Raw genomic sequence first — 23,071 nt, 5'->3', positions numbered from 1 at the left:
GTGCATGCTGGCCGCGCAACGCAGGGACCTGCTGCTGACCCGCCTCCAGAGGGACGGCCGGATCATCGCCAAGGACCTCGCCGCCGAGCTCGGCCTGTCGGAGGACAGCATCCGTCGTGACCTGCGCGACCTGGCCGCCGCCGGCCTGTGCCAGCGCGTGTACGGCGGCGCGCTGCCCGCCTCCCCCGCGATCGCCGACTACGCCACCCGCCAGGGCGTCGAGGTTCCCGGCAAGCAGCGCGTGGCCGCGGCCGCTGCCGCGCTCGTCGAGCCCGGCAGCACCGCGATCCTCGACGGCGGCACCACGGCCCTCGCGGTCGCCCGCGCGCTCCCGCTCGACCTGCGCGCCACCGTCGTCACCCACAGCCCGACGGTGGCCGGCGCCCTGGCCGGCCACCACGACGTGGAGGTCTACCTGATCGGCGGGCGCTTGTTCAAGCACTCGATGGTGGCCTGCGGCGCGGCGGCGGTGGAGGCGGCCCGCGCGGTCAACGCCGACCTCTTCCTGCTCGGCGTGACGGGTGTACATCCCGAGACCGGGCTGACCACGGACGACGCCGACGAGGCCGCGATGAAGCGCGCCCTCGCGCGGCAGGCCGCCGACACCTATGTGCTGGCCAGTTCGGAGAAGATCGGCGCGGCGTCCCGGTTCGCCGTCCTGCCGCTGACGGAGGTGGCCGGCGTCGTCACCGACGCCGACCCGGGCAACGCCACCGTGCGGGCGCTCGGCGTGCCGGTCATCGAGGCCACCTGACCGCCGCGACTCAGCCGTCCCGCATGATCCTGCACGTTTTCTTTCCTTCGTCGTACGGGCGCCGCAGCATGCGACTATTCATCCCCGTTCTCCCACTTCGGCGCCATGTCCCGGGCGATCTTGATGTCGTCGTTGCTCGTACCTGCCGGGACCATCGGCCACACCAGGGCGTCCTGGTGGACGACGAAGTCGATCACGACGGGGACATCGGTGATCTCCATGGCCTTCCTGATCACGTCGTCCACGTCCTCCGGGCGCTCGCACCGCAGGCCCACACAGCCGAAGGCGTCCGCCAGCTTGACGAAGTCCGGGATGCGGCGCGTCGCCCGCAGGTCGGTGTTGGAGTAACGCTGGTCGTAGAAGAGCGTCTGCCACTGGCGGACCATGCCGAGGTTGCCGTTGTTGATGACGGCGACCTTGATCGGCACACCTTCCAGGGCGCAGGTGGCGAGCTCCTGGTTGGTCATCTGGAAGCAGCCGTCGCCGTCGATGGCCCAGACCGTGCTCTCCGGGCGGCCCATCTTCGCGCCCATCGCGGCCGGGACGGCGAAGCCCATCGTGCCGGCGCCGCCGGAGTTGATGAACGTGCCGGGGTTCTCGTAGTCGATGAACTGCGAGGCCCACATCTGGTGCTGGCCGACACCGGCCACGTAGTAGGCGTCAGGACCGACGATCGCGCTCAGCCGCTCCATCACGTATTGAGGGGCCAGCGAGCCGTCCTCGAACGTCTCATAACCCAGCGGGTAGGTCTCCTTGTAGCCGTTGAGCAGCCGCCACCACTCGTCATGGTCGCCCGCCTGGACGGCCGCGATGAGGTCGATCAGGACCTCCTTGCAGTCGCCCACGATCGGCACGTCGGCGTGGCGGTTCTTGGAGATCTCGGCCGGGTCGATGTCGGCGTGCACGACCTTCGCGTACGGCGCGAACGTCGACAGGTCACCGGTGACCCGCTCGTCGAACCGCACGCCCAAGCCGATGATCAGATCGGACTGCTGCAGCGCGCCCACGGCCCCGACGGTGCCGTGCATGCCGGGCATGCCCATGTGCTGCGGATGGCCGTCGGGGAACGTGCCACGGGCCATCAGCGTGGTCACGACCGGGATGTTCGTCAGCTCGGCGAACCGCAGCAACTCGGCCGAGGCCCGCGCCTTGTGGACGCCGCCGCCGACGTACAGGACCGGCCGCCGCGACTCGGCGATCAGCTTGGCCGCCTGGCGGATCTGCCTGATGTGCGGCTTGGTGACCGGCCGGTAGCCGGGCAACCGCATGACCGGCGGCCACGAGAAGACCGTCTCGGACGGTAACGCGTCCTTGGTGATGTCCACCAGGACGGGGCCGGGGCGGCCGGTGGAGGCGATGTGGAACGCCTCCATGATCGTACGGGCGATGTCAGCGGGATCGGTCACCAGGAAGTTGTGCTTGGTGATCGGCAGCGTGATGCCGGAGATGTCGGCCTCCTGGAAGGAGTCCGTGCCGATCATCGGCGCGGCCACCTGCCCCGTGATCGCCACGATCGGCACGGAGTCCATGAAGGCGTCGGCGATCGGCGTCACCAGGTTCGTCGCGCCGGGGCCACTGGTCGCCATGCACACCCCGACCTTGCCGGTGGCCTGCGCGTATCCCTCGGCCGCGTGCCCGGCGCCCTGCTCGTGCCTGACGAGCACGTGCCGGACCTTGACCGAGTCGTAGAGGGGATCGTAGGCGGGCAGGATGTTGCCGCCGGGGATCCCGAACACGGTGTCCACTCCCATCTGTTCCAAAGCCCTGACCAGGGCCTGTGCACCTGTCATCCGTTCGGTCATCGACTCGTTCCTCAAGTGGCTGCTCGATCGCGGGCATAAAAAAAGCCCCATCCCACCGGAGCGGTGGGCCTGGGGCGGCGCGCAGGTCGTCGTGCTTCGCTATCGGCCTGTGCGCCGGCGAAGTACTACGAGGAGTTCACTGCGAAGCATGGCCCACACCATAGCCGCTCCGAACGCCTCAACGTCAACTGCGTCATGGCATAAGCACAGCTTGGGGGTCAGCCAAAAAAGACAGGGCTACGTATGAGCGGGCGCCGTCCGGCACGCTGGACCCATGACGCGAACGATCGGCCTGTTGGGCGGCATGAGCTGGGAATCCTCCTCGATCAGGGCCGGAGGTCGGTGAACGTGAGGACGGTCGGGCCGGTGCTGCCGCCGTAGCCCGGCGCGAGGCAGTCGAGGAGCGGCCTGATCGGGTTGTGGAGGGTGACGCCTTCGGAGGTCACGGTGTCGCCGGCGAACCTGCCCGCCGTGACGGTGCCGACGACGGCGAAGGCCGACTGGCCGGCGACCAGGTTGAGCGTGAGGGTGTAGCTGATCGTCGAGGTCTCGCCGGTGTTCCAGGTCACTGTCTCGGTCGCGGGCATGGAGCCGGAGAGGCAGCCCAGGCTCCCGTGGCCGGAGATCGTCGAGGCGCCTGAGGAGATGTCCGGGTCGCTCGACACGCAGGCCGGGTAGGTTCCGGTGCCTGTCATGGTCACGGCCTGCTCGGCCAGGCGTAGCTTCGGCGAGAAGGCCAGGGTGTTGGTCCCGCCGATCGAGCAGATGACGTCCTGGGCGATCGCGTGCGCGGGGCCGGCGATCGCCAGGCCCAGCGGGCAGAGCAGCGCGAGGACGGCGGCACACACCGCGGTCCTGACAGAGGTGATTCTGGTGGGCATACGGCGTCCCTTTCGCGACGAGGCGGAGCAGGCGCTGAAGGATCGGTTCTCCCCTGACCCCCACCAGGACAGTAGATATCACTCAGCGTGTTGACAAGGTACGAATCTGCAACCTTCATGGCCATATCGAGGAGCCGACGATGAAGGCTGTCATGTCTTCGTAGCCGCAATGGTTCCGTTCATCCCCCGGCAGGGAGAGCCCCGGTGACCTTACGTTCCTCTCGGCAGAGCCGAAGCATCCGCGTCCTGACGGCCCTCCTGGCCGTCGCCGCCCTCGTCATGGTCGTCCGTCCCGCCCAAGCAGCCGTGCCCACGCAGTGCCAGGGAAGCGAGACCGTCACGTACAGCCCGGGGGTCACCTTCACGCCGCAGAACATCGAGATCACGGTGAGCGGCCGGTTCAGCTCCTGTCTCGGCGGCACGGGCCAGGTGACGAGCGGGACGTACGGGGAGCAGTTCACCATCTTCGTCGGCTGCACCGACCTCTTCGACGGGTTCGAGGGGCAGCGGGTCGTCGAGTGGAACACCGGTGACAGCAGCGTCATCGAAGGCACCGGCAGCAGCACCGCCGCGGCCGGCCAGGTCGTCACCACGTTCACCGGCACCGTCGCGCAGGGCCGCTTCCAGGGCGCGTCCGCGGTGCAGACGGTCACGCTCGTGCAGCCGGGGTTGCTGCAGTGCCTCACCACCGGCTTCACCAGGGCGACCGGGCTGACGACGCTCACCATCGGCTGAGCCGCCATGCCCCGCCGGCTGTTCTCAGCCCTGCTCGTACCGGCGCATGTGCCGGTCGTACTCGGCGTGCGGCTCCAGCCCCACCTCGGCGCGGCGCTCGTCAAGGTGCCCGGGATCCTCGATGGGGTGCGGGCCGAACCCGCCTTCGGCGGTCTGCCGGTACTGCGTGCCGTACACCTGAGGACGCCCCTCGCCCACGCGGACGCGGTCGACCAGGTACGCGAGGTGCCGCGGAGCCGCCTGCCCCCGGGCGACGGCGTCGCGCAGCAGCGGCAGGCAGCGGCGCTGGAAGTCGCGATCGTGGTCGGCGTGCTGAGCCAGCAGCCAGGCCGCCTGAGCGGCGTTCTCACCGACGAGGTCGTGTCCGGGCCAGCCGTGCTCGTCGATGACCCGCTTGAGGAACGCGGTGTTGTCGGCGTCCACCCGCTCCCACTCCTCGCGCAGCTCCGCCGTCAGTGGCTCCCCCACCGGGAGGCTCAGCCGCACCTGCTGGTCGCGTTCCATCCGCGCCAGCAGCTCGTCGCGTAACTCCGGATCGAGCACATCCTCTCCTCTCGGATCAGCCGCGTACGGTGGAGGCCCGCACGATCACCTCCGGCGCGAACAGGACCTGCCGGTGCCGGTGCTGTTCGCCGATGTCGATCTCCTCGAGCAGGAGTTCGGCGGCCACCCGCCCCAGCTCCCGGCGCGGCTGCCGGATCGAGCTGAGCGGTACGGTGGCCGCCGCCGCGTAGTCGATGTCGTCGTAGCCGATGATGGCGATGTCGTCCGGGACGCGCAGGCCGAGCGTGGACAGGCCCTGCATCATGCCGAGGGCGAGGGTGTCGTTGGCGCAGAACAGGGCGGTGGGCCTGGCGCGCCGGGGCAGGGCGGCCAGGTGTTCGGCGGCGTGCCGCCCGGAGGCGAAGCTGAGCGAGGGCACCTGGATCAGCTCCAGGGACGCGCCGTCGCCGGCGTCCGCCACGGCCGCGGCGGCTCCCTTGTGCCGTCCGGCCACCTGGCTGCTGCCGCTGGGACCGCCGACGAAGGCGAGCTTCCGGTGTCCCTGCCCGAGCAGGTGCTCGGCCGCCATCCTGCCGCCCAGGTGGTCGTCCACCGCGGCCGCGCAGCGGTGCAGGTTGGCGGAGACGTGGGCGAGCAGCACCGCGGGGGTGCCGCGCTCGATGAGCTGGTCGAGCCGGTCGTTCTCCCCGTCCACGGGCGTGATCAGGATGCCCTGGACGCGTTGTTCCTCCAGATGGTCGAGGTAGCGGCGCTCGCGCGGGCCGTCGTGGTCGCTGTTGCACAGGGTGACCATCATGCCGTTGGCCTCGGCCACGGTCTGCACCCCTGCCGCGACGTCGGTGCAGAAGGGGTTGGTGACGTCGGGGACGACCAGCCCCATCGTCCGGGTGCGGCCGGAGCGCAGCGCGCGGGCGGACTCGTTGCGGACGAAGCCGAGCTCGTTCATGGCGCTGAGCACCCGCTGCCGGGTGGCCGGCGCGACCGCGTGCGGCCGGTTCAGGACGTTGCTGACCGTGCCGATCGACACGCTGGCCAGCTGTGCGACCTCCTTGATGCTCGCTATCGCCACGGCCCCTCACAGCTGCGCATCGGACAACACAGGATCTTGAGCGGCAGAAGCCTACTACACGCCTCGCCGATGCTTTGAAACGTAATAACGACCCCCTGCTCCCCGCAACATCTTCGTGACCTGGAAATCCTCCTGTAACCCTTGACGCGCTCTTCACGGCAAACCTAGCCTCTCCTGCCAGGCGGTTTAAAACGTTTCATACCCCCAGCCGCCTGAGGAGGCACAGTGAACGGCTCTTGGAAGCGAGCCGGCCGCTTCGGCGCGGCCCTCGCCCTCGTCCTCGCCGGGGCTCTCGCCTGCGGCGACAACGCCACGAGCACCCCGGAACAGCCCGCGTCGGCCGGCACCGGGACGACCACCGCCGCACCTCCCAGCCCCCCGGCCGGAGTGGTGGAGTTCCAGCAGGCGGAGCCGGGCAGCGGCAAGGGCATCACGATCGGCTTCACCCAGCTCTCGCTCGCCTCCGGGTTCCCCCAGGACGTGCAGAAGGGCGTCGAGGAGCAGGCGAAACGGGCCGGCGCGGAGCTGATCACCTGTGACTCCAAGATGGACGCGGCGAAGGCTCTGGACTGTGCCAACCTGTTCAAAACCCGCGGCGCCCAGGGTCTCATAACGTTTCAAGCGGACACCAACGCCGCTCCCCGCATCTGCGCCGCGGGACCGGCCGTGCCAGTGCTCGCGGTGGACATCTCGCAGAAGCCGTGCGAGACGTCGTTCGTCGGCGCCGCCAACGCCTACGCGGGCCAGCTGATCGGCTACGAGCTCGGCAAGCACTTCAAGGAGAAGTTCGACTGCAAGTACGACGCCTTCGTCTCGCTGGAGGCGCTGCAGGTCGGCGAGGTCAACGAGCAGCGCATGGGCGGCATCCGGCAGGGCTTCGCGAGCGTCTGCGGCGAGGTGCGGAACCTGCGCAAACTGGACGCCGGCGGCGCGGGCGGTGACGTCGCGCAGAAGCTCATGACCGACACCCTCACGGCGCTGCCCGGCCGGCACCACATCATCCTGGTCGGCATCAACGAGGACGGCATCCTCGGCGCGCTGGCCGCGGCCCGCGCGCAGAACCGTACGAACGACCTCTACCTGGGCGTGCAGAACTTCAACCCCAAGAACTGCGTCATCTACCAGCACCCCAACTGGATCGGCAGCGTCGCCTACTTCCCCGAGCGTTACGGCGAGATCCTGGTCCCCAACCTGATCAAGGCCGTCAAGGGCGAGAAGCTCCCGGCGCAGCTCCTCGTCCCGCACCTGGTGATCAACAAGGCCAACGCCAAGCAGAACTACCCCGACTATGCCTGCTGAGCAGCCCCCCTTCCTGCGGGCGCGCGGCATCCGCAAGTCGTTCGGCGCGGTCGAGGTCCTGCACGGAGTGGACCTCGCCGTCGCCCCCGGCACGGTGCTGGCGCTGCTCGGCGAGAACGGCGCGGGCAAGTCCACCCTGGTGCGCATCCTCGCCGGCGACCTGCAGGCCGACGCCGGCGAGATCGCCCTGGACGGAACGCCCACCGGCATCAGGGACGTCGCGGCCGCCCGCGCCCTCGGCATCAAGCTCATCTACCAGGAGATCAGCGACGCTCCCCCGCTGAGCGTGGCGGAGAACATCGTCCTCGGGGCCTGGCCCGCCCGCGGCGGCCTCGTCAGGAGCCGCGAGAGCCGGGCCCGCGCCCGCGACGTGCTCGACATGCTGGGCGTGGACCTGCCGCTGGAGGCCGCCGTGGGCACCCTGCGGCTCGGCGAGCGGCAGCTCGTCGAGATCGCCCGCGCGCTCACCGGGCAGGGCCGCTGCCTGATCTTCGACGAGCCCACCGCGGCGCTGTCGGACGCCGAGACCGAGCGGCTGTTCGAGGTGATCGACGGGCTGCGCCGGCGCGGGGTCGCGATCATGTACATCACTCACCGGCTGGACGAGGTGTTCCGCATCGCCGACGAGGTGGCCGTGCTGCGCGACGGCCACATCACGCTGCACGAGCAGGTCGCCGACGTGGGCAAGGACCTGGTCATCGAGGCGATGGTCGGCCGCGCGGTGCACCACCAGACCCGCGAGGAGCGCGAGGCTCCCGCCGGCGAGCCTCTGGTGTCCCTGCGGGGCGCGGCGAGCGGTGGCGCGTACCAGGGCGTCGACCTCGCCGTACGCCCCGGCGAGATCGTCGCCCTGTACGGCAAGGTCGGCTCGGGCGCCTCGGAGGTGGCCGAGACCGTCTTCGGCATGCGGTCGCTGGAGGCGGGCACGCTGGACGTCGGCGGCCGTACGGTCCGCTTCCGCCATTCGGCCGACGCCATCGCCGCCGGCGTGGGCTGCCTGCCGGGCGACCGGCAGCGGGAGGCGATGTTCCGCTCCCGCTCGGTGGCCGAGAACCTGGCCGCCCCGAGCTGGCGTGGCCTGGCCCGCGCGGGCTTCCTGAGCAGCGGCGGTGAGGCGTCGGCCTACCGGCGCTGGCACGACAAGCTGCGCATCCGCTCCACCAGCGACCCCGGCCAGCAGATCTGGACGCTGTCGGGCGGCAACCAGCAGAAGGTGGTGCTCGGCCGCTGGCTGGAGCACGGATCGAAGGTCATGGTCCTGGTCGAGCCGACCAGGGGCGTGGACGTGGGCGCCCGGCAGGAGATCTACCGGGCCGTGCGCGCCCTCGCCGAGCAGGGCAGCGCGGTGATGGTGGCGACCTCCGACTACGAGGACGTCGTCGAGCTGGCGGACCGCGCGGTCGTCATGGTACGCGGCAGAACCGTGGCCGAGTTCACCGGAGCCGCCATCGGGGTGGAGGCCCTGACCGGGGCGGCAGGAGGAGTGATCGATGAGTGAGACGCTGACCGCGCAGGCCCCGGCGCCGGAGGCGGCCAGGCCGAAGACCAGGCGGCGGGCGCCCGAGACGCTCGCGCTGCTGGTCTTCCTCGTGGCGGAGGTCATCTTCTTCTCCGTGAAGTCCCCCTATTTCCTGAACTGGGACAACTGGGGGAACATCCTGACCGCGGTGTCGATCACCGGCGTGCTCGCGATGGCCGGCACGCTGGTGATGGTCGGCGGCCAGTTCGACCTGTCGGTCGGGTCCGGCGTGGCGTTCGTCGGGATCGTGCTGGTGCAGGCCGCGCCGGTGCTCGGCATCTGGCCGGCGCTGGGGCTGGCGGTGCTGGCCGGGCTCGGCATCGGGCTGCTCAACGGTTTCCTCGTCACCGTGGTCGGGGTCAACGCGCTGATCACGACGCTGGGCATGCTCGGCATCTTCCGCGGCCTCACGCTCGTCATCGGCAAGGGGCAGAGCATCTTCATCGAGGGCTTCGACTGGGCGACGGCGCGGCCCTTCCTCGGCATCCCGATGCCGGCCATCGTGCTGGTCGTGGTCGTCGCGGTGTTCTTCGTGCTCATGCGCTTCACCGTCTTCGGCCGCAAGGTCTACGCGATCGGCGCCAACCCGGTCGCGGCCCGGCTGGTGGGCATCCGCGTCAACCGGGTGCTGTTCGCCGGGTTCCTGCTGTCGGGGGCGTGCATGGCGCTGGCCGGGCTGATGGTCACCTCGCAGCTCGGCTCCAGCTCCGCCAACACCGGCGTGGGCCTGGAGCTGGCCGTGGTCACCGCGGTCATCCTGGGCGGCACCAGCCTGTCCGGCGGCACCGGCACCATCGGCGGCACGGTGGTGGGCCTGCTCATCGTGGGCGTGCTCAGCAACGGGCTGACGCTGCTGAACGTGGACTCGTCCTGGCAGCAGGTCGCGACCGGCGTGCTGCTCATCCTGGCCGTGGCCGTGGACCGCCTGCGCCAGACGTACATGAGGAGGAACGGCTGATGAGCTTCGGGGTACGGGTCGAGCGCGGGGTCGCCGTACCGATGCGCGACGGCACGGTGCTGCGTGCCGACGTGTGGCATCCGGCCGAGGGCGGGCCGTGGCCGACGCTGCTGCAGCGGCTGCCGTACGACAAGTCGTCGTCGTTCATGGCCCAGCACATCGTCGGGCTGGAGCCGCTGCAGGCCGTCGAGGCCGGCTTCGCCGTCGTCGTCCAGGACACCCGGGGCCGCTACAGCTCGGGCGGCGGCTTCAACCCCTACCTGGACGAGACCGAGGACGGCCTGGACACCATCGCCTGGGTGCGCACGCAGCCGTTCTGCGACGGCCAGGTCGGCATGTACGGCGCCTCCTACATCGGCGCCACCCAGCTCCTGGCCGCCCGCGCCGCGCCCGAGGGCCTGATCGCGATCGCCCCGCAGCTCACCGCCGCCGAGTACCACGACGTGTGGTCCTACTCGGGCGGCGCCCTCCAGCTCGGCTTCCTGCTGCTGTGGATCGCCGAGTCGCTGGCCCCGGTGGACCTGCTGCGCCGCCCGGCCGGCCCGGAACGCGACCGGGCGCAGGCCACGCTGCTGGAGATCCTGCGCGACCCGCACGCCGCCTACACCCGGCTGCCGCTGGACCGCGACGAGCTGGCCGAGCTGGCTCCGTACTATCGCGAGTGGCTCAGCCACCCCGACAGGGACGTGTTCTGGCAGCTCATCGACCCGAGCGGCGCGCACGGGCGGATGAACGTGGCCGGGCTGCACATCGGCGGCTGGCACGACATCTTCCTGCCCGGCACCCTGCGCAACTACGCGGGCCTCCGCTCCCACGCGCCGTCGGAGTGGGCCCGCCAGAACCAGCACCTCATCGTCGGCCCCTGGGCGCACGGCAACCTCGGCGACTACCAGGGCGACCTGTGGTACGGCTACGGCGGCGCCTCGGCCGCGCTCGACCTGACCGCCACGCACCTGGAGTTCTTCCGCGCCGCGGCCGAGGGCCGCCCGGCCGAGCTGCCGCCCGTGAAGATCTTCGTGATGGGCGCGAACGCGTGGCGCGAGGAGATGGAGTGGCCGCTGTCGCGCGCCAAGGACACCGCCTTCTACCTGCGCAGCGGCGGCGGTGCGAACTCGGCCGCCGGCGACGGCCGCCTCGACCGCGCCGCGCCGTCCCCGGACGAGCCCGCCGACCACTACCTCGCCGACCCGGCCGACCCGGTGCCGACGGCGGGCGGCGCGACGTTCCTGCCCGGCGTGCTGTTCGGCCGCAACTCCGGACAGAAGGAGCAGTCAGCCGTCGAGCGGCGCCGGGACGTGCTCGTCTACACCAGCCCGCCGCTGGAGTCCGACCTGGAGGTGACCGGCGAGGTGGTGATCGAGCTGCACGCCGCCTCCAGCGCCGAGGACTGCGACTGGACCGCCCGCCTGGTGGACGTCCACCCCGACGGCACCGCGTACGGCGTGGTGGACGGCATTCTGCGCGCCCGCTACCGACACGGCACCCACCGGCAGGTGCCGCTCACGCCCGGCGAGCCCGAGCTCTTCCGCTTCCCGCTCGGCTCGACCAGCCAGGTCTTCAAGGCCGGTCACCGCATCCGGCTGCAGGTGGCCAGCTCCAACTTCCCCCGTTTCGACCGCAACCCCCAGCGGTGGACGCCGCCCGCGACCGCCCGCCAGGAGGACCTGCGCCCGGCCCGGCAGACCGTCTTCCACGACGGCCTGCGCGCCAGCCGCCTCATCCTGCCCGTCATCGAGTCCTGACGCCGGTCGAGCCGGTCACCTGCCCGGCCGCGCGCAGCAGCAGCCCCAGGAAGAAGGCGTGCTCGGGGTTGTCACGGCCAGGCGCCCGGCGGTGGGGCCGCCTCCGGGACGCCGGGAGCGCGGCCGGCGCGGAGGGTCGTCAGCCGGTCGGCGCTCGGCCAGCGCACGCCGTGGGCCCAGCCCGCCCGCTCGAACCAGCGGATCAGCCGCGCGCTGGGGTCGAGCTGGCCCCTGAGCACGCCGTGCCGGGCGCAGGTCGGCTCCACGTGGTGCCAGTTGTGCCAGCCTTCGCCGAGCGTCAGCATCGCCACCCACCACACGTTCGACGAACGGTCCCTGGTGCGGAACGGGCGATCGCCGAAGGTGTGGGCGATCGAGTTGACCGACCAGGTGACGTGGTGCACCACGGCGTAGCGGATCAGGCCGCCCCACAGGAGCGCGCTCCACGCGCCCGCCCACGACATCGACCACAGCCCGCCGGCGGCGGCCGGGAGCGCGAACGACAGGAGGACGACCGCCGGGTAGGCGCCGTCGAAACGCCGCACGTCCGGGTCGTTCAGCAGGTCGGGCACCCAGTGCCGGCGGCTGGAGCGGCGCTGGGCCGTGTAGAACCAGCCGATGTGGGCGTGCAGCATGCCTCGCAGGAGCGCGAGGCCGCTGTCGCCGTAGCGCCACGGCGAGTGCGGGTCGCCTTCGCGGTCGGCGTACTTGTGGTGGCGGCGGTGCTCGGCGGCCCACAGCGTGAGCGGGCCCTCGACGGCCATGCCGCCGGCCAGCATGAGCGCGATCCTGAGCGCCCGGTTGGCCTTGAAGGCGCGGTGGGTGAAGAGGCGGTGGTAGCCGATGGCGATCCCGAAGATGCTCACCAGGTACATCACGACCGCGATGACCAGGTCGCGAGGGCCGACGCCCCAGCCCCAGGCGGCCGGCACCGCGAGGGCCAGCAGCACCACGGGCAGGAGCACCAGGACGACCAGATAGGCGAGGCGGCGGCCGGTGGTGACCGTCACCGTCTCCGCCGTGGCCGGCCGCGGCATGGGTGAGGTCACGTTTCCTCCCGGGCGGTTCAGGACGAGCGGGCTCCTTATTCAACGGCGACGCCCATGGCGTGCGGCAATGCCCTGAGAGTAACGGGATGATTACCGTGAGGAAGCAAAACCGTGGACTCGGCTGCCATGAAGAAAAGGGGTGATCTAGATTGTGATTGCACAACGTGATCATCACGGTACGCTCCGAAACCAGGCGGAAAGGTCCACGGAATGGGTTCTGTCGAGCAGGCGACCACGGGCGGCCATCTGGAGAGATACGAGGAGGCGCTGGCCAGGGACCCGATGGCCGCGTTCGGCCTGGTCCGGGAGTGGATGCGCACCGACTGGCGGAGCCTGTTCGCCGAGCTGCGCGAGCAGCGTCCCGTCTTCGTCACCCCCGCCTTCACGGTGGTGACCCGCTTCGCCGACGTCGTCGAGGTGCTCTCCCACGAGCAGGTCTTCTCGGTACGCGCCTTCGGCCCGCGCCTCGACGCCGCGCTGGGCGCCCCGTTCATGCTGGCCAGGGACGCCACGCCGATGAACTGGCGGGAGAAGGGCCTGATGCAGCTCATGCTCGACCCGAGGGACGCGGGCGACGTGCGCGAGCTGGCCGGCCGCCTCGCCGACGAGCTGCTCGACGCCGCCCGGCCGGACGGGCGGATCGAAGCGGTGCACGGGCTGTTCCGCCCCGTCGCCCTCGGCGTGTGCGCACGATACTTCGGCGTTCCCGGCCCCGATCCGCAGACCCTGGGCCGGTGGACGCGGGCCGTCGTCGCCGACGGCTTCGCCAACTTCCTCGGCGATCCCGACCTCCAGGCCGCGTCCGTCGCGGCGGGCGCCGAGCTGGTCGCCCATCTGCGTGACCGCCTCGCCGAGCAGCGGGCCGCGCTGCGGAACGGACGTGACCTTCCCGACGACGTCTTCGCCCGCCTCGTCCGCTCCTCCCTGCCGCCCGGGTTGGGCGTGACCGACGACCGGATCGTGACCAACATGGCCGGGCTGCCGCTGGGCTTCGTGGAGAGCGCGCCGGGGGCCATGGTCGAGGCGGTCGAGCAGCTGCTGCTGCGCCCGTACGTGGTCGCCGAGGCCACGGCCGCCGCCGGGGACCCCGAGCGGTTCGATCCGTACGTCTGGGAGGCGCTGCGGTTCAGCCCGTTCTTCAAGCTGATCCCCCGGCTGTGCGAGCGCGACCACGTCCTGGCCGCCGGCACCCCGCGCAGCACGGTCATCCCCGCGGGCACGTTCGTGCTCGCGGCGCCGGCTTCCGCCATGTTCGACGCGGACGTGGTGCCGGAGCCCGAGGAGTTCCGCCTCGACCGCCCGCGCCACCATCAGCTGTTCTTCGGCTCCGGGCATCACGCCTGTCTCGGCGTGCACGTGGCCCTGCCGGTGATAGCCGAGACCGTACGCCGCCTGCTGCTGCGTCCCGGCGTCCGTCCGGCGGGCCGCGTCGAGCGCACGCTCGGGATCTTCCCCGACGCCTTCGAGCTCGGCTTCGGCGACGGCGGGAGGGAAGGCTGACGATGGCGCGCAGCCGAGCACGCAGCATCGCCACGGACGGCCTGGCCAACCGGCTCAGGTTCCTGGCCCTGACCAACGGCCGGCCACTGTGGGAGCTCCTGCAGACCAGCCGGGGGCTCCGGAGCCGGATCAACGCCTCGCTGATCGACACCGCGGTCCGCGAGATGCCCCCGCGCCCCGAGCCGCTGAGCACCATGGCCGGATACACCTCGTGGGCCTCGCTGACCGATCGCACCTACAGCGGCAGGCACCTGCCCCCGGTCCCCGGCCGCGAGGGGAACCGGCCCTCTCCCGAGATCGCGGGCGGCCTGTTCGCCCGTGGCGAGTCCATGATCCCCTGTCCGCGTTCGACGGTGCTCTTCGCGTACTTCGCCCAGTGGTTCACCGACGGTTTCCTGCGCGGCGACACCAACATCCCGCGCGACCCGCGCAAGAACAGCTCCAACCACCACATCGACCTCAACCAGCTGTACGGACTCAACGAGACGGCGACGGCCGCGCTGCGCACGTTCGAGGGCGGGCTGCTCAAGAGCCAGCTGATCAACGGCGGCGAGTTCCCGCCCTACCTGTGCGAGAACGGCGCGATCAAGCCGGAGTTCGCCCCGCTGAGCGTCATCCGCTTCGACCGGCTCTCCGGCGCGCAGCGCGACACGCTGTTCGCCACCGGCAGCGACCGGGGCAACGGCCAGATCGGCTTCACCATGCTCACGGTGCTGTTCCTGCGCGAGCACAACCGGGTGGCGCGGCTGCTCGCCCGGGAACATCCGCGCTGGGACGACGAGCGGCTGTTCCAGACGGCCCGCAACATCCTCATCGTGCTGCTGATCAAACTGGTCGTCGAGGAGTACATCAACCACATCACCCCCTACCACTTCCGCTTCACCCTGGACCCGAAGCTGCCGGCGCGGCTGGACCGCTCGCCCTGGCACCGGCAGAACTGGGCCTCGGTGGAGTTCAACCTCGTCTACCGCTGGCACAGCCTGATCCCGTCCCACCTGGCGGTGGGCGGGCGCGAGCTGCCGATGGCCGAGACCTTCTTCGGCAGCGCGCTGATCCCCGGCCCCGGCCTCGGGCGGCTGTTCGAGGACGCCTCCTGCCAGCGGGCCGGCCGCATCGGCCTGTTCAACACCGACCCGGTCCTGCGCGAGATCGACGTGGCCAGCATCGCCGACTCGCGGGCGCTCGACCTGGCCCCGTACAACAGCTACCGCGAGCACTGCCGCTTCCCCCGCGTGCGGACGTTCGAGCAGATCTCCGGCGACCGGCGGGTCAGCGGGGCGCTGCGCGAGCTCTACCGCGGCGTGGACGACGTGGACCTGTACGTCGGGCTGTTCGCCGAGGAACCCGGCTCCCCCGCCGCGATCCTGCCCCCGCTGCTGACCAAGATCATCGCCATCGACGCCTTCTCCCAGGCGCTCACCAACCCGCTGCTGGCTCCCCGGATCTTCAACGCCGCCACGTTCTCCCCCACGGGCATGCGGGTCATCGCCGCCACGCGCACGCTGTCGGACGTGCTGCGCCGCAACACGCCGGAGGACCCGGCCCCCCGCCTGGTCAGCATGTCCCGGCGGATCCGGCCGTGACCGGGCAGGACGCCAGGCAGTTGCGCGCCGCGGCCCGCGAGCTGGTCGACGTCGCGCTCACCATCCAGGACGCGGCGGCCCACGCCACCGCCGCGCTCACCGACGGCGCGCTGCTGCGCGCCCTGCCGCACGCGCCCTCGGCGGCCCGGCCCGCCTACCGCGCGCTGCTGCGGGCCACGACGAACGGCCGAGGCCTCGGGTGCGCGTTCACCGGCGGCGGCCGGCTGTCCACCGCGGCCGCCAAGGCCGGCGCGATGCTGGGGGCCGAGAGCCTGGCCGTACGCGTGCTGGCCACGTCGCTGCGGCTGCGCGTGGCCGCCGTGGCGGTCGCCCACCCCGAGCTGACCGACGACCCCATGATCTCCAGGCTCATCGACGCGGCCGCCGCCGACCGGGACCTGGAGGCCGTCCGGGCCCTGCGCGCCCTGCTCAAGGACCGTGGCGCGGTGCGCGCGCTCAGCCAGCTCGCCCCGGTCTTCGGCGAGGTCCTCGCGCTGCGCGCGCTGCTGGACGAGAACCCGCTCAACGACGCCGCCGCCTGGCTCATCGCGACCGGCAAGGGCTTCGCCACCGCCGATCCGATCACGGGGATGAGCAACCGGGCCATCGCGGTCCTCGACACCGGCGAAGGGGCCGCGCGCCGGATCGAGCTGACCGCGGCCGAGTCGGCCCGGCTGTGCGCGCGGGGGTCGCTGCTCGGCTTCCTCGGCAACATCAGCATGCTCGGCACCAACGGGCGGGCCCTCATCCAGAGCGTCGAAGGGCCCGACGGGGTGATCCGGCACGTCCTCCAGGCGCCCGGCATGCGCGTGGGACATCCCGACGGCGAGTCGCCCCAGGACCTGCTGGGCGCGTTCAGCAGCGCCGTCCTGGCCGGCAGCCCCTACAGCCGCGCCCTGGCCGAGGCCGTCGCCGACTACGGGCTGCCCGCGGGCGCGGAGCTGGCGCTCGTCGGGCACAGCGCGGGCGGGGCGGCGATCATGAACCTGGCGCAGGACCCCGGCTTCTGCGCCCGTCACACCGTCACCCACGCCGTCGCCGTCGGCTCGCCCGTCGACTTCAAACGCCCCGCCGACCCGCGCACCTGGGTGGCCAGCGTCACCAACCAGCACGACATCATCCCCACCCTCGACGGGCAGGGCGCCGGCACCTGCTTCGACCTGCACCCCGACTGGTACGTCGTCGACTACGGCGACGCCACCCACCTGTTCCCGCTCTGCCACGGCATCGACCACTACCGCGCCAACCTCGCCGACGACCTGCCCGAGGCTCGCGAGCACATCGACGAGCGGCTCACGCCGTTCCGGGGGCGGGTCGTGCGGTCCCAGGCGTACCTGTTGTTCGACCGCGCGCCCGATCCGGAGGGGTTCCCCTTCCTGACCGTGCCCACCCGCGCCGTGGACGGTCCCGAAGGGGCCGTCGAGCTGCCGATCAGGTGCCGTGACGGCGACGCGCTCACGGCGTACTTCGCCGCGCACCCGGCCGTGGCGGCCGGGCTGCTGGAGGGCGCCGGGCTCGGGCCCGCCGTACGGGTGGCGGGCCGCGCGCTGGTCGCCGTGCACGCCGCCGCGAACCGGCGCACCACGGCGGGCGGCTACGCGGAGCTGCAGGTCGGCGTCGTCGTGCCCGGCCCGTTCCGCCGTTCCCCGGCCGGTTTCGACCTGCTGCGGGCGGCGGACCTGCGCCGCTCCGGCAGCTTCCTCGTCGGCTCCGCCGTCGACACCCCGGTCGTCCACGCCCTCGGTCCCCGGCTGTGGGGCGGCGAGACGTACCTGACGCCCCTGGAGCTCCGGCTCGGAGCCCGGTCCGCCCACGTCACCGCCGATTCGATCCTCACCCTGCGCGGGCGGCTCGGGCCCGGACTGCCACTGAACGATCCCGGCCTGGTCGGCTACGCCCGCGAGGCCGGCGCCGTGCTGCGGTCCTGCGTACGGACCCGCGGCCGGGCCCGGCTGCACGCGGCGCCGTCGCTGCGGCTGACCGTCGCGCCGCGGTCGGCCCACCCGCTGGCCGACCGGCTCCGCGAGCTGGGGCTCGACGGCGCCCGCCCGCTGCTGTGCCTGTCCGCCACCACCCGCCAGGCGCTCCGGGACGCCGCCGTCCCGGTGCCGCCGCGCTGACGGAGGAGCCATGTCCGCCGAGATCGCCGCGCACGCCGAAGTCCTGCGTGCGGACGCCCGCGCCCTCGCCGCCTGCGCCGAACGCCTGCGCGCGATCGAGGCCCGGCTGCAGGCCGCCGGCGGGGCGCCGGACTGGCTGCACGCGTCGGTGACCGCCCACCTCGCGGCCTGCGCGGCCGCCGCCGCCGACCTGGAGACCGCCGCGGAGCACCTGCGCCGCTACGCGAGCGCCTGACCCCGGTCCCACTATTCGGTGTTGCTAGGTACTGGTAGTCAGTGTTACTTTGTACCAGTAGTCAGCAATACGGAGTAGCCGGAAGGAGGTCTTCCATGGGCAAGCTCGTGACGGAGATGCTCAAGGGAACGCTGGAGGGCATCGTCCTGGCGATCCTGGGCCGCCGGCCCGCCTACGGCTACGAGATCACGGCCTGGCTGCGCGACCAGGGCTTCTCCGACATCGCCGAGGGCACCATCTACGCCCTGCTGGTCCGCGTCGAGCAGCGCGGCCTGGTCGACGTACGGAAGGTCCCGTCGGAGAAGGGGCCGCCGCGCAAGGTCTACTCCCTCAACGCCCAGGGACGGGAGTACCTGGAGGAGTTCTGGCAGACCTGGAGCTTCCTCGCCGGACGGCTCGAACAACTTCACAAGGAAGGCCCGCAGACATGACCGCGGAACCCGGCGAGCCCAAGAGCCGCTACCTGCACTACCTGGAGATCCTCACCGGACCGCTGGAGGAGAAGAAGCGCTGGCGGCAGTACAAGGCGCGAGTCAAGCAGCTGCCCGACAACTACCGCGTCGCGGTCGAGGCCCTGGAGCGCTACCTGATGCACTTCGGACCGGCCGACGGGGCCGGCGCGATGACGATGTACGAGGACGCGGCCGACCTGTTCGAGCAGGGCGCGGCCGACGGCACCCCGATCCGCGACCTCTTCGGGGACGACCCCATCGAGTTCGCCGAGGCGTTCATGGCCAACTACCCCCTCGGCCAGTACAGGAGACGCGAGCGCGAGCGCTTCACCAGCGCCGTCGACCGCGCCGCAGAACAGGACAGGACACAGTGATGACCACCCGGCAACCCCCCGCCATCCAGGTGCACGGCCTGGAGAAGTCCTACAAGGACCTGCACGTGCTGCGCGGCGTCGACTTCGACGTGGCGCGGGGCAGCATCTTCGCCCTGCTCGGCTCCAACGGGGCGGGCAAGACCACCGCCGTGAAGATCCTGTCCACGCTGCTCAAGCCGGACGCCGGCACCGCCCGCGTCAACGGCTTCGACGTGGTCGCCCAGGCCGCCGAGGTGCGCGAGTCGATCAGCCTCACCGGGCAGTTCGCCGCCGTGGACGAGATTCTCACCGGCCGGGAGAACCTCGTGCTGGTCGCCCGCCTGCGGCATCTCAAGGACCCGGGCGGGATCGCCGACGAGTTGCTCCGCCGGTTCTCGCTGACGGAGGCGGGCGGGCGGAGGGTGGCGACGTACTCCGGTGGCATGCGCCGCCGCCTCGACATCGCGATGAGCCTGATCGGCGACCCGCCGGTCATCTTCCTCGACGAGCCCACCACGGGGCTCGACCCGCAGGCCCGCATCGAGGTCTGGCAGGCCGTCAAGGACCTGGCCGCGGGCGGCACCACGGTGCTGCTGACCACGCAGTACCTCGACGAGGCCGAACAGCTCGCCGACCGGATCGCGATCCTGCACGAGGGCCGCATCATCGTCAACGGCACCCTCGACGAGCTCAAGCGGCTGCTGCCGCCCGCCAAGGTCGAATACGTCGAAAAGCAGCCGACCCTTGAGGACGTCTTCCTCTCCCTCGTCGGCACGAAGGCATAAGGAGCCACGATGGCCAGGCATTTCTTCGGCGACACCACCGTCCTGCTGGGGCGGTCCCTGCGCCACATCACGCGCAGCCCCGACACCATCATCACCACCGCGATCATGCCGGTCGCCATGATGCTGATGTTCGTGTACGTGTTCGGCGGCGCGATCAGCACGGGGTCGGGCACGCCGTACGTGAACTACATGCTGCCCGGCATCCTGCTCATCACGGTCGCCTCCGGCATCGCCTACACCGCGTACCGGCTGTTCATGGACCTGCGGGGCGGCATCTTCGAGCGCTTCCAGTCCATGCCGACCGCGCGCTCGTCGGTGCTGTGGGCGCACGTGCTGACCTCGCTGGTCGCCAACCTGGTCTCGCTCGTGGTCGTGATGCTCGTGGCCCTGCTCATGGGCTTCCGCTCGGGGGCGGGAGTGCTCGCGTGGCTGGCGGTGGCGGGCATCCTGACGCTGTTCACCCTGGCGCTGACCTGGATCGCCGTCATCCCCGGTCTCACCGCCAAGACGCTGGAGGGCGCGAGCGCGTTCTCCTACCCGCTCATCTTCCTGCCCTTCCTCAGCTCGGCCTTCGTGCCCACCGGCACCATGCCCGGCCCGCTGCGCGTCTTCGCCGAGAACCAGCCGGTGACCTCGATCGTCAACGCCATCCGCGCCCTGTTCGCCGGGCAGCCGGTGGGCGACGACATCTGGGTCGCGCTGGCCTGGTGCGTCGGGATCCTCGCCGTCGCGTACGGCTTCGCCATGAGGACCTACCGCCGCAGGATCGCCTGAGACGTCCATCGACGCAGGACCCGCATGCCCTCAGACGCGACATATCTTGAACGAGGAGAGATCATGGCCGACTTCCCCCACACCCTCGCCGCGATGCCCACCACGCGCCGGCCCGGCTGCCCCTTCGACCCGCCCGAGGAGCTGATCGAGGCCCGCGCGCGGAGCCCGATCAGCCGTTTCCCCTTCCCCGACGGGCACCAGGGCTGGCTGGTCACCGGTTACGACCTGACCCGCGCGATCCTGGCCGACCCCCGGTTCAGCTCCCGCAGGGAGCTCATGAAACACCACCCGACCATCGATTTCGGCGACATCGAGGTCCCCCCGGCCCCACCCGGCGAGTTCCTGCTCATGGACGAGCCGCAGCACAGCCGCTACCGCAAGCCCCTGGTCGGCAAGTTCACCGTCCGCCGGATGCGGCTGCTGACCGAGCGCGTCGAGCAGATCACCGCCGAGCACCTGGACGCCATGGAGCAGGCCGGACCGGCGGCCGACCTGGTGACCGCCTTCGCCAAGCCCATCCCCGCCGTCGTCATCTGCGAGCTGCTCGGCGTGCCGTACGAGGACCGGGCCTTCTTCCAGGAGAACGTGGACAAGTTCCTCGGCGGCGAGGCCAGTGACGAGGAGGTGATGGCCGCCTACCTCGCCACTCAGCGGTATCTCGCCGAGCTGGTGGCCGCCAAGCGCGCCAACCCGACCGACGACGTGCTCAGCGACCTGCTCGACAGCGACCTGACCGACGAGGAGCTGCAGGGCATGGCCCTGATCCTGCTGTCGGCCGGGTTCGACACCACCGCCAACATGCTCGCGCTGGGCACCTTCGCGCTGCTCCAGAACCCCGACCAGCTCGCCGCCCTCCGCGACGACCCCGCCCTCACCGACCAGGCCGTCGAAGAACTGCTGCGCTACCTGTCCGTCGCCAAGCAGTTCTTCCGGGTCGCCCTGGAAGACGTCGAGCTGGCCGGCCAGACCATCGAGGCGGGCACGATGGTCATCCTGTCCCTCAACACCGCCAACCGCGACCCCGAGCGCTTCCCCGACCCCCACGCCCTCGACCTGCGCCGGCGGGACGGCGGCCACCTGGCCTTCAGCCACGGCGTCCACCAGTGCCTGGGCCAGCAGCTGGCCCGCGTCGAGATGCGCGTCGCCTTCCCCGCGCTGTTCGACCGCTTCCCCACGCTCCGCCTGGCCGTGCCGGCCGAGGAGGTGCCCCTGCGCCCGGAGGCGGCGGACATCTACGGGGTCAAGAGCCTCCCGGTCACCTGGGACGCGGCCACAGTACCCCCCGGGGTATAGTGGGCGCATGGAGCTGAACGAGAGCACGGTGGGCGACGCGCTGACCCGCCTCAAGCGGGCGCACGGCCAGCTGGCCGGGGTCATCGCGATGATCGAGGCGGGCGAGGACTGCACGAAGGTCCTCACCCAGCTCGCGGCCGTCTCCAAGGCGCTCGACCGGGCCGGCTTCAAGATCGTCGCCACCGGCCTGAGGCACTGCCAGGACAGCGAGCGGCGCGGCGACGAGCCGCCCATGAGCGTCGCGGAGCTGGAGAAGCTCTTCCTGGCGCTCGCCTGACACCCTGCGGCCACGGGAACTCCGTGGCCGCGTCCTTTTGACCTTCATATACCCCAGGGGGTATTTCACACCATGGACATCCTGTCGTTCCGTACGCCCGGTCTGGGCGACCAGACCTACCTGCTGATCCACGACGGCCGAGGGGTGCTCGTCGATCCGCAGCGCGACATCGGCCGCTTCCTCGACGCCGCCGCCGAGCGGGACGTCGAGCTGCGGTTCGTGCTGGAGACCCACCTGCACAACGACTACGTCTCCGGCGCCGGGCAGGCCGCCGAGCGCACCGGGGCCGAGCTGGTGCTGCCCGCCGCCGCGGCCCCCGCCTACCCGCACACGCCCGCCTTCCACCTGGAGGACCTCGACGGCGGCGGCGGCCTGACCGTACGGCCCGTGCACACGCCCGGCCACACCCCGGAGCACACCAGCTACCTGGTGCTCATCGACGGCGCGCCGGTCGCGCTGTTCTCCGGCGGCAGCCTGCTGGTCGCCTCGGCCGGACGGCCCGACCTGCTCGGGCCCGAACGCGCCCGTTCCCTGGCCCGTCTGCAGCACCTCTCGCTGCGCCGGCTGGCCGCGCTGCCGCCCGGCACCGCCCTCTACCCCACCCACGGCCAAGGCTCCTTCTGCACGGCGACCGGCGCGGGCCGCCTGACCTCCACCATCGGTACGGAGCTGACGGACAACCCGCTGCTGGCCATCGACGATCCGGAGGAGTTCGCCGACGCCCTGCTGGCCGATCCGATGCCCGTCCCGGCCTTCTACCGGCACATGGGCCCGGCCAACACGCTCGGCGTCCCGCCCATGCCGCCCACCGGCGTGCCCGAGCTCAGCGAGCCCGCCGGCCGGGTCGTGGACCTCCGCCCGCGCCACGTCCAGGCCGAGGGCATGCTGCCCGGCTCGTACGGCATCGAGATGGACGACGACTTCGGCAGCTGGACCGGCTGGCTGCTCCCCCGCGGCGAGCCGATCACGCTGGTCGCCGAGCCCGGCCAGGAGATCGCCGAGGCCGTCACCCAGCTCGCCCGGATCGGCGTCGACACCGTCCAGGGCGTCGTACGGGATCTGGGCGAGAACGCCACACAGACCTACCGGCTCGTGGACCTCGACGCCTTCGTCCGGCTCCTGCGCCGGCCGGACGCCCAGTTCCTGGACGTGCGGATGCCCAGCGAGTGGGAGCAGGCACGACTGCCGGGCGCGGTCGAGCGTTTCCTGCCCGACCTGTTCACCCGGGGCGTCCCCGCCGCGCTCGACCAGGAGCGGCCGGTGCTCGTCGCCTGCGCCTCCGGCCGCCGCGCCGCCATCGCCGCCGCGTACCTCGCCGGCCAGGGCTACCGGCCGGTCGCGCTCACCGGAGCGGGCGTCGCCGACGCCCTTGAGAAGATCAAATAGG

The 23,071-nt window shown here is 71.5% G+C and carries 22 protein-coding genes; 17 read left to right on the top strand and 5 right to left on the bottom strand.

Annotated features, from left to right (window positions below; translation table 11 throughout):
* The first annotated feature begins 4 nt into the window (after positions 1–4).
* Positions 5–754: a DeoR/GlpR family DNA-binding transcription regulator gene (locus tag AC27IY_RS24045; protein ID WP_449944184.1), complete on the top strand. Its 750-nt coding sequence runs from the start codon at positions 5–7 to the stop codon at positions 752–754.
* Between the two features lie 74 nt (positions 755–828).
* Here AC27IY_RS24045 and AC27IY_RS24040 read toward each other — a convergent pair whose 3' ends face one another.
* Positions 829–2,607 carry an acetolactate synthase large subunit gene (locus AC27IY_RS24040; protein WP_487179235.1) on the bottom strand — a complete coding sequence of 593 codons (1,779 nt, stop codon included), beginning with the start codon at positions 2,605–2,607 and terminating at the stop codon, positions 829–831.
* 275 nt (positions 2,608–2,882) lie between these two features.
* Positions 2,883–3,437: a hypothetical protein gene (locus tag AC27IY_RS24035; RefSeq protein ID WP_487179234.1), complete on the bottom strand. Its 555-nt coding sequence runs from the start codon at positions 3,435–3,437 to the stop codon at positions 2,883–2,885.
* Positions 3,438–3,641: 204 nt separating this feature from the next.
* Here AC27IY_RS24035 and AC27IY_RS24030 point away from each other — a divergent pair, with 204 nt between their 5' ends.
* Entirely contained in the window at positions 3,642–4,172 is a 531-nt protein-coding gene (locus AC27IY_RS24030; protein WP_423472778.1) for a hypothetical protein, read from the top strand.
* Positions 4,173–4,196: 24 nt separating this feature from the next.
* On the opposite strand, the gene AC27IY_RS24025 is transcribed toward AC27IY_RS24030, so the two are convergent.
* On the bottom strand, positions 4,197–4,715 hold the full coding sequence (locus AC27IY_RS24025; protein ID WP_449944174.1) for a DUF6624 domain-containing protein: 519 nt from the start codon (positions 4,713–4,715) through the stop codon (positions 4,197–4,199).
* 16 nt (positions 4,716–4,731) lie between these two features.
* Positions 4,732–5,745 carry a LacI family DNA-binding transcriptional regulator gene (locus AC27IY_RS24020; protein WP_487179233.1) on the bottom strand — a complete coding sequence of 338 codons (1,014 nt, stop codon included), beginning with the start codon at positions 5,743–5,745 and terminating at the stop codon, positions 4,732–4,734.
* Between the two features lie 225 nt (positions 5,746–5,970).
* On the opposite strand from AC27IY_RS24020, the gene AC27IY_RS24015 reads away from it, so the two are divergent.
* Genes AC27IY_RS24015 through AC27IY_RS24000 form a run of 4 tightly spaced genes read left to right on the top strand, consistent with a single transcriptional unit; the run spans position 5,971 to position 11,263 of the window.
* Positions 5,971–7,044, top strand: a complete 1,074-nt coding sequence (locus tag AC27IY_RS24015; RefSeq protein WP_487179232.1) for a sugar ABC transporter substrate-binding protein — start codon at positions 5,971–5,973, stop codon at positions 7,042–7,044.
* The gene (locus tag AC27IY_RS24010; RefSeq protein ID WP_487179231.1) at positions 7,034–8,542 is read left to right on the top strand and encodes a sugar ABC transporter ATP-binding protein; all 1,509 of its coding nucleotides are present in this window, start codon (positions 7,034–7,036) and stop codon (positions 8,540–8,542) included. Before AC27IY_RS24015 ends, AC27IY_RS24010 begins: the two co-directional genes overlap by 11 nt.
* A complete protein-coding gene (locus AC27IY_RS24005) occupies positions 8,535–9,521 on the top strand; it encodes an ABC transporter permease (protein ID WP_344204050.1) in 987 nt (328 codons plus the stop codon). Before AC27IY_RS24010 ends, AC27IY_RS24005 begins: the two co-directional genes overlap by 8 nt.
* Entirely contained in the window at positions 9,521–11,263 is a 1,743-nt protein-coding gene (locus AC27IY_RS24000; RefSeq protein WP_487179230.1) for a CocE/NonD family hydrolase, read from the top strand. Before AC27IY_RS24005 ends, AC27IY_RS24000 begins: the two co-directional genes overlap by 1 nt.
* A 71-nt stretch (positions 11,264–11,334) precedes the next feature.
* On the opposite strand, the gene AC27IY_RS23995 is transcribed toward AC27IY_RS24000, so the two are convergent.
* Positions 11,335–12,312 carry an acyl-CoA desaturase gene (locus AC27IY_RS23995; protein WP_487179229.1) on the bottom strand — a complete coding sequence of 326 codons (978 nt, stop codon included), beginning with the start codon at positions 12,310–12,312 and terminating at the stop codon, positions 11,335–11,337.
* A gap of 210 nt (positions 12,313–12,522) precedes the next feature.
* Between AC27IY_RS23995 and AC27IY_RS23990 the strand changes: the two genes are divergently transcribed.
* The 11 genes from AC27IY_RS23990 to AC27IY_RS23940 all read left to right on the top strand — a co-directional run bounded on the left by AC27IY_RS23990 (position 12,523) and on the right by AC27IY_RS23940 (position 23,070).
* Positions 12,523–13,812 carry a cytochrome P450 gene (locus tag AC27IY_RS23990; protein WP_487179228.1) on the top strand — a complete coding sequence of 430 codons (1,290 nt, stop codon included), beginning with the start codon at positions 12,523–12,525 and terminating at the stop codon, positions 13,810–13,812.
* Positions 13,813–13,814: 2 nt separating this feature from the next.
* Positions 13,815–15,395, top strand: a complete 1,581-nt coding sequence (locus AC27IY_RS23985) for a peroxidase family protein (RefSeq protein WP_487179227.1) — start codon at positions 13,815–13,817, stop codon at positions 15,393–15,395.
* Positions 15,392–17,515 carry a hypothetical protein gene (locus AC27IY_RS23980; protein WP_487179226.1) on the top strand — a complete coding sequence of 708 codons (2,124 nt, stop codon included), beginning with the start codon at positions 15,392–15,394 and terminating at the stop codon, positions 17,513–17,515. Before AC27IY_RS23985 ends, AC27IY_RS23980 begins: the two co-directional genes overlap by 4 nt.
* A 10-nt stretch (positions 17,516–17,525) precedes the next feature.
* A complete protein-coding gene (locus AC27IY_RS23975) occupies positions 17,526–17,750 on the top strand; it encodes a hypothetical protein (protein WP_487179225.1) in 225 nt (74 codons plus the stop codon).
* Positions 17,751–17,845: 95 nt separating this feature from the next.
* On the top strand, positions 17,846–18,181 hold the full coding sequence (locus tag AC27IY_RS23970) for a PadR family transcriptional regulator (RefSeq protein WP_344204064.1): 336 nt from the start codon (positions 17,846–17,848) through the stop codon (positions 18,179–18,181).
* Complete coding sequence (locus tag AC27IY_RS23965) at positions 18,178–18,576, top strand: DUF1048 domain-containing protein (RefSeq protein ID WP_423444758.1); 399 nt, start codon at positions 18,178–18,180, stop codon at positions 18,574–18,576. The genes AC27IY_RS23970 and AC27IY_RS23965 overlap by 4 nt, the downstream gene beginning before the upstream one ends.
* Positions 18,576–19,340 (top strand): ABC transporter ATP-binding protein, encoded by a 765-nt coding sequence (locus AC27IY_RS23960; RefSeq protein ID WP_487179224.1) that lies wholly within the window; start codon positions 18,576–18,578, stop codon positions 19,338–19,340. Before AC27IY_RS23965 ends, AC27IY_RS23960 begins: the two co-directional genes overlap by 1 nt.
* Positions 19,341–19,349: 9 nt before the next feature.
* Positions 19,350–20,114 (top strand): ABC transporter permease, encoded by a 765-nt coding sequence (locus AC27IY_RS23955; protein WP_423444762.1) that lies wholly within the window; start codon positions 19,350–19,352, stop codon positions 20,112–20,114.
* A 63-nt stretch (positions 20,115–20,177) separates the two neighbouring features.
* The gene (locus AC27IY_RS23950; protein WP_449944145.1) at positions 20,178–21,407 is read left to right on the top strand and encodes a cytochrome P450; all 1,230 of its coding nucleotides are present in this window, start codon (positions 20,178–20,180) and stop codon (positions 21,405–21,407) included.
* A gap of 7 nt (positions 21,408–21,414) precedes the next feature.
* On the top strand, positions 21,415–21,684 hold the full coding sequence (locus AC27IY_RS23945; RefSeq protein WP_344204074.1) for a metal-sensitive transcriptional regulator: 270 nt from the start codon (positions 21,415–21,417) through the stop codon (positions 21,682–21,684).
* A 72-nt stretch (positions 21,685–21,756) separates the two neighbouring features.
* Positions 21,757–23,070: an MBL fold metallo-hydrolase gene (locus tag AC27IY_RS23940; RefSeq protein WP_487179223.1), complete on the top strand. Its 1,314-nt coding sequence runs from the start codon at positions 21,757–21,759 to the stop codon at positions 23,068–23,070.
* Position 23,071: the final 1 nt, after the last annotated feature.

It is taken from the genome of Nonomuraea sp. B208 (assembly GCF_057536035.1).
The sequence above is the reverse complement of the archived record's forward strand: the minus strand, read 5'-3'. Positions and strand labels throughout refer to the sequence as shown.